Below are 6,106 nucleotides of genomic sequence, written 5' to 3' on the forward strand. Positions count from 1 at the left end.
GCCAGCATGGCGCTGACATATGACAACGGCGTGGCCATCGCCGGGCTGCTAGAGTGTGGTGATCACGTCATGGAGGAGCACACCGATGCACGCGATCGCCATCGAATCGCAGCGCCTGGTCTGGCGCGAACATGAAGCACCCGGCCCGGTAGGGGCTGGAGAGGTGCGTATCGAGGTGGCCTGGGCCGGGGTCAACCGCGCCGATCTGATGCAGCGCGCCGGCAAGTACCCGCCGCCGCCGGGCGCCCCGGACATTCCCGGGCTGGAGGTCAGCGGCACCATCGTCGAGGTGGGGCCCAGGGTCGAACGCTTCCGCCGCGGCGACGCGGTCTGCGCGCTGCTGGCCGGCGGCGGCTATGCCGAGCAGGTGGTGGTGGACGAGGCACAGGTGTTGCCGATTCCCGCCAATCTGGGCCTGCGTGAGGCGGCGGCACTGCCGGAGGTATTCGCCACCGCCTGGCTCAATCTCTACATGGAAGGCGCAGCCCAGACCGGCCAGCGGATCCTGCTGCATGCCGCTGCGAGCGGGGTGGGCACCGCGGCGATCCAGCTCTGCCGCGCCTTCGGCAACCCCTGTTTCGTCACCGCGGGGAGTCAGGAGAAGCTAGACGCCTGCAGTCGCCTGGGCGCCGACGCCGGCTGGAATCGCCACGACGGCAGCTTCGTCGAGGCGGTCAAGGCGTGGGGCGGTGCCGACATGATCCTCGACCCGGTCGGCGGCGATTACGTGGAGCAGGACCTGGCGGTGCTGAACGCCGATGGCCGGCTGGTGCTGATCGGACTGATGGGCGGCATGGACGCGAAGCTCGATCTCGGACGCATGCTGATGAAGCGCCAGCGCGTGATCGGCTCGACCCTGCGCTCGCGTTCACCCAAGGCCAAGGGAGCGATTCTGGACGCCCTGCACGCCCAGGTGTGGCCCAAGCTCGCGAGCGGTGAGATCAAGCCCTTGATCGCCGAGAGCTGGCCAATCCAGGAAGCGGATAGCGCTCTCCAGCATCTCGATGACAACGCCAATATCGGCAAGGTACTGCTGCGGGTCAGCGCTTAGGCCGGGTTTGACAAGGAGTCATGCCTGAAAAGGCGTCATGTCTGAAAGGGACGGCGTTCGCCCAGACGCGAACCCGGCCCCACCGCGCCGCCGGGTGGCTCACTCGGCGGCGAGCCTGAGGGTCTCGCTGTAGGTCAATTGCAGCAGCCTGGCATCGTCTCCCGCGCGGTGGCGACGGATGTCGTAGTCGTGCACTACCTGCTCCTTGGTCTCGCGCCAGAGCATCATCTGCGCCTCGGAGAGCAGCCGGCGCAGCGCCTCCAGGCGGAAGCGCGGCAGCATGCCGGCCTGGTCGAAGAGCAGCGCCAGCCAGGTGTTGTCGTAACCCCAGCTGTCGCTGTAGGCAACGCCGATCTCGGCCAGCTCGTCATTGAGCCAGCGCGCCACCTCGACTGCCGGATAGCCCTCACGGATCAGCCGCGCCCGCGAGATGCCATGCAGCAGCTCGGCCTTGGCGTCCCAGTGGGTCCAGGTGTCCGCGGGTTGAATCAGGAAAGCACAGCGCGTGCCGTCGGCCCTGGCCAGGCCAACCTCGATGGGGTAGCTGCCACGGCCAAAGCCCGAAGCTTCGATGTCTAAAAGGACAGGCAGCGACACGGGGTGGACTCCCTCTTCATGATGCCGTCGCATCTGGCGACGCCGGTGTGGCGTCATCATGACAGTGTTGGCGCGGGAGTTCACCCCGACCGGACGCGGCACCGGCAGGCGCCGCCGGGGGTCAATGCGTCAGCGGCGCGGCCTGCGGCGCTTCGAGCAGGGTCTGGCCGGCGAGATGATCGGCATACTGGGCCCAGGCCTCGGCCCGTGCCGGATCCTGCGCCAGCCCCAGCTCACCGCCGAGATACGCCTGCGCCAGCCGCTCGGCAGCCTGGTGATGGCCGTTCTCGCCGGCCCGCGCATACCAGGTCACCGCGTGGTGTTCGTTGGGCTGGTACTGATTGCAGCCGTATTCGTAGAGACATCCGGCCTGGAACTGAGCGTGGCTGTCGCCCTCCTGCGCGGCCTGCAGCACATAGCGTGCGCCGGTGGACTTGTCCTGGGGCGAGACGCCGCGCGCCAGCAACACGCGACCGTAGAGCGAACGCGCCGGCAGATGGCCGGCATCGGCACAGCGCTTGAACCACTTGAGCATCAGCCGCTGCTTGCCGGGTGAGCGGGTCATCCAGCGCGTGTGGCACAGTCCGGAGGCGAGACGAAACTCGAAGCGCGTCAGGAAAGAGAACGTCTGTGGCATAACTGACAGTGACCTTGATGACGAAGACCGTTAGCGGCTCGGTAAACCTGTCGATCTGGACGCATCTTTGTTCTGCGACAACACGGTTGTTAACGACGTCGGAATCGACTTGCTGCAGGCCTGCCCGGGGGGTGCCCGGCGGCGAAAGGCCGCAAGCATACGCCTCCCCGATGGCCGACTCAACCCCCGCCGACAGGGTGGCGTTTGCCGCCCCCGAAAGGCCCCAGTAACATACGATTTTCAGTCGTCTTTTCGGCCCTCGTCCGAGGGCCCTGATGGGAGCGCAACATGCAACGACGCCCACTCGGCAAGACCGATATGCAGGTCTCGCGCCTGTGCCTCGGCACCATGACCTTCGGCGAGCAGAACAGCGAGCAGGAGGCCCACCAGCAGCTCGATCGCGCCATCGACGCCGGGATCAACTTCATCGATACCGCGGAGATGTACCCGGTACCGCCCAAGGCGGAGACCCAGGGGCGCACCGAAGCCTATATCGGCAGCTGGCTCCGGCAGCGCGGTCGACGTGACGACCTGATCATCGCCAGTAAGGCCGCCGGCGCCGGCCGCGGCATGGAGCATCTGCGTGGTGGCCCGCGCCATACCCGCGAGCAGATTCATCAGGCACTCGATGCCAGCCTGGCGCGCCTGCAGACTGACTATCTCGACCTTTATCAGCTGCACTGGCCCGATCGCCACGTCAACTGCTTCGGGCAGCTAGGCTATGTGCCGGGTGACGACAGCGAGGCCACTCCGCTGGAGGAGACCCTGGGGGCGCTCAAGGAGGCACTCGACGCCGGCAAGATTCGCGCCGTGGGGCTCTCCAACGACACCCCCTGGGGTGTAATGCGCTGCCTCCACCTCGCCGATACCCTGGGGCTGCCGCGCGTTGCCAGCGTGCAGAACCCCTACAATCTGCTCAACCGCAGCTTCGAGGTCGGCCTGTCCGAAATCGCCCATCGCGAAGCGGTCGGCCTGCTGGCCTATTCACCGCTGGCCTTCGGCGTGCTCTCGGGCAAGTACCTGGATGGACAACGCCCGGCCGATGGCCGCCTGACGCTGTTCGAGCGCTTCTCTCGCTACACCTCCGATATTGCAAAGGAGGCGACCCAAGCCTACGTCGAGATCGCCCGCCGCCACGCCATCGACCCGGCGCAGATGGCGCTGGCCTTCGTCACCGCGCAGCCCTTCGTCACCAGCAATATCATCGGCGCCACCACGCTGACCCAGCTGGAGTCCAATCTCGCCAGTGATCAGCTGACGCTCTCTGCCGAGGTCATGGAGGAGATCGAAGCGGTGCACCGTCGGATCTCCAACCCCTGCCCCTGAATGCTCACCGGGACGCTGACGCGGATCGTACTTGGGCGGATATACAGTTCAGTGCGGCCCGCGTCGCCCCCGTCATCGCCTCCGCGCCCCTGCCGCTCGACAAGGAACCTATGCCATGCTCAGCATCATCTCTCCGGCCAAGACGCTGGATTTCGAGACCCCGGCGACCACCAGCGAGGTCACGCGCCCCGACTATCTCGAGCAGAGCCGCGAGCTCATCGAGATTCTCCGCGGCTACTCGCCCCAGCAGCTCTCCGAGCTGATGGGCATCAGCGACAAGCTGGCCGGGCTCAATGCGGCACGCTACGCCGAGTGGCAGACGCCATTCACCCCGGACAACGCCAAGCCTGCCGCCCAGGCGTTCCAGGGCGATGTCTACGTGGGTCTGGAAGCGGCCAGCTTCAGCGCCGCCGACAACGCCTTCGCCCAGTCGCACCTGCGCATCCTCTCCGGCCTCTACGGGCTGCTGCGACCGCTGGATCTGATTCAGCCCTATCGCCTGGAGATGGGTATCCGACTCGAGAATCCGGCCGGCAAGGATCTCTACACCTATTGGCGTGATCGGCTGACCCGCGACCTCGACGCAGCGATCGCCGAGAGCGGCAGCGCCACCCTGGTCAACCTCGCCTCCAACGAGTACAGCAAGGCGATCGATCTCAAGCGGCTCGCGGCGGATGTCGTCTCGCCGGTGTTCAAGGATGAGAAGAGCGGTCAGTTCAAGATCATCAGCTTCTATGCCAAGAAGGCGCGTGGCCTGATGGCCGCCTGGCTGATTCGCGAACGCGTCGACTCACCCGCCGCGCTGACCGACTTCGATGTCGCCGGCTATCGCTATGCGGCCGAGGAATCCAAGCCGGGCCAGCCGGTCTTCCTGCGCCGCGAGCAGGATCGCGATTGAGTCGACGCTTCACCCCGGATGCAGCATCCGTTCAGCTCCCATTCATGCAATGTTGAGACAATAGGGGCAGTGACCGGGCCTCCAGGCTTTGTCTGAAAAGTCGACGAGATCCGCTTCCCCCCTCAGGAGATATGCCATGCGCAACCTCTTCATCATGCTGCTGGTCGGCATGCTCGGCATGACAGCCGCCGTGGAACACGCCGAGGCCAAGCGCTTCGGCGGCGCCAAGAGCTTCGGCTCCTACTCGCGCTCGGCCCAGCAGCCAGCCACCGCCCCCGCCCGTGGCAGCGCCACGACGCCGCCACGACAGCCGAGCCCGGGGCTGTCGCGCTTCGCAGGCCCCCTGGCCGGCCTGCTCGCCGGCGGCCTGCTCGCCTCGCTCTTCTTCGGTGGCGCCTTCGACGGCATTCGTATGCTCGATCTGCTGCTGATCGCCGTGGTGCTGTTCATCGCCTTCCGCTTCCTGGCGGCGCGGCGACGGCACGCCCATGCCAATGCCGGTGAGGGTCACGCTGCCCAGCGCGACGCGCATACGGCGCAGCCGATGCCTTTCTCCACCGGTGGATCGACCGGCGGTGCAGGTATCGCCAGCGAGCCGGCGTGGTTCGATCGCGAACGTTTCCTGGCGGGTGCCAAGGAGCACTTCATGACCCTGCAGCGGGCCTGGGACAACAACGATCTGGAGCGCATCCAGGAGTACGTGACGCCCGAGCTCTACAACCTGCTCAAGGCGGAGCGCATGGCGCAGCCGGCCAACAACCGCACCGAGATCGTGCGCCTGTTCGTCGAGCTGGGCAGCGTGCAGGAACTCCAGGGCGATGCCGAAGCCACGGTACTGTTCCACGGCGTGCTGGAGGAGAACGGCGAAGAGACCGAGTTCAACGAAACCTGGCACCTCAAGCGCGCGCTGCGTGATGGTGCCCCCTGGTATGTTCAGGGTATCGAACAGAACGCCGCCGTCTAACGACACCGATTCTGCACAACAAAAAACCGGGCCCTGGGGCCCGGTTTTTTATTTACCGCTTTTTTGCTCACCACCATGTCAGCGCTTTATGACAATCAGGGGTGCTTTCCTGTTTTCTCGACTTCAGCGCTGACGCGTGACGTCAATTCTTGGCGTCTTCGGCCTTGTCCTGGATGTTTTCACCGGTGTTTTCCACTGCCTGCCCGGCGTCATCCATCGCATTGTCCACTGATTCACCCGCTTTTTCGGCCGGACCATCATCGTTGTCGCAGGCTACGACGCCGAACGCCATCATGCCCAGCATCATCGCCATGGCCATCTTTTTCAGTAGATCAGAACGCATATCAACACTCCTTTGGATACGACTCCATGTATGACCCTAACAAGATAGTCGCTAACGTCTGCCTCATCCAGCATGAGGAGACGCCTTCCCCATTTCCTCCGCGATAAGCGAAAAGATGCAGATCACTGTCGGCAAATGGCGTCAGCGCCGATTCTGGTGGGATCGGGTCAAATACGATCCGGCCAGCACCAGCCAACTATCCACAGGCGGTCGCCACCAAATCTCGATAACAGGGGTGGGGATAAGTCGATGCGGGGTGCGGCAACCCAGGGGAGGTTCACAGCGCCTGG

The 6,106-nt window shown here is 65.1% G+C and carries 7 protein-coding genes; 4 read left to right on the forward strand and 3 right to left on the reverse strand.

The window, feature by feature from the left end:
* Window positions 1-85 precede the first annotated feature (85 nt).
* Window positions 86-1,051 (forward strand): NAD(P)H-quinone oxidoreductase, encoded by a 966-nt coding sequence (locus DOM67_RS06130; protein ID WP_110674760.1) that lies wholly within the window; start codon window positions 86-88, stop codon window positions 1,049-1,051.
* Between the two features lie 99 nt (window positions 1,052-1,150).
* Here the strand turns inward: DOM67_RS06130 and DOM67_RS06135 are convergent, their stop codons facing one another.
* Window positions 1,151-1,648, reverse strand: coding sequence for a hypothetical protein (locus tag DOM67_RS06135; protein WP_232825155.1), 498 nt, complete (start codon window positions 1,646-1,648; stop codon window positions 1,151-1,153).
* Window positions 1,649-1,769: 121 nt separating this feature from the next.
* On the reverse strand, window positions 1,770-2,285 hold the full coding sequence (locus DOM67_RS06140) for a tetratricopeptide repeat protein (RefSeq protein ID WP_110674762.1): 516 nt from the start codon (window positions 2,283-2,285) through the stop codon (window positions 1,770-1,772).
* Window positions 2,286-2,573: 288 nt separating this feature from the next.
* Here DOM67_RS06140 and DOM67_RS06145 point away from each other — a divergent pair, with 288 nt between their 5' ends.
* The 3 genes from DOM67_RS06145 to DOM67_RS06155 all read left to right on the forward strand — a co-directional run bounded on the left by DOM67_RS06145 (window position 2,574) and on the right by DOM67_RS06155 (window position 5,473).
* Entirely contained in the window at window positions 2,574-3,611 is a 1,038-nt protein-coding gene (locus DOM67_RS06145; protein ID WP_110674763.1) for an NADP(H)-dependent aldo-keto reductase, read from the forward strand.
* Between the two features lie 115 nt (window positions 3,612-3,726).
* Window positions 3,727-4,509, forward strand: coding sequence for a peroxide stress protein YaaA (yaaA, locus tag DOM67_RS06150; RefSeq protein ID WP_110674764.1), 783 nt, complete (start codon window positions 3,727-3,729; stop codon window positions 4,507-4,509).
* A 136-nt stretch (window positions 4,510-4,645) separates the two neighbouring features.
* Window positions 4,646-5,473 (forward strand): TIM44-like domain-containing protein, encoded by an 828-nt coding sequence (locus DOM67_RS06155; RefSeq protein WP_110674765.1) that lies wholly within the window; start codon window positions 4,646-4,648, stop codon window positions 5,471-5,473.
* Between the two features lie 142 nt (window positions 5,474-5,615).
* Here DOM67_RS06155 and DOM67_RS06160 read toward each other — a convergent pair whose 3' ends face one another.
* Window positions 5,616-5,816 (reverse strand): hypothetical protein, encoded by a 201-nt coding sequence (locus DOM67_RS06160; protein WP_110674766.1) that lies wholly within the window; start codon window positions 5,814-5,816, stop codon window positions 5,616-5,618.
* Window positions 5,817-6,106: the final 290 nt, after the last annotated feature.

It is taken from the genome of Salinicola sp. RZ23, assembly GCF_003206675.1.
Taxonomy (GTDB): Bacteria; Pseudomonadota; Gammaproteobacteria; order Pseudomonadales; family Halomonadaceae; genus Salinicola; species Salinicola endophyticus.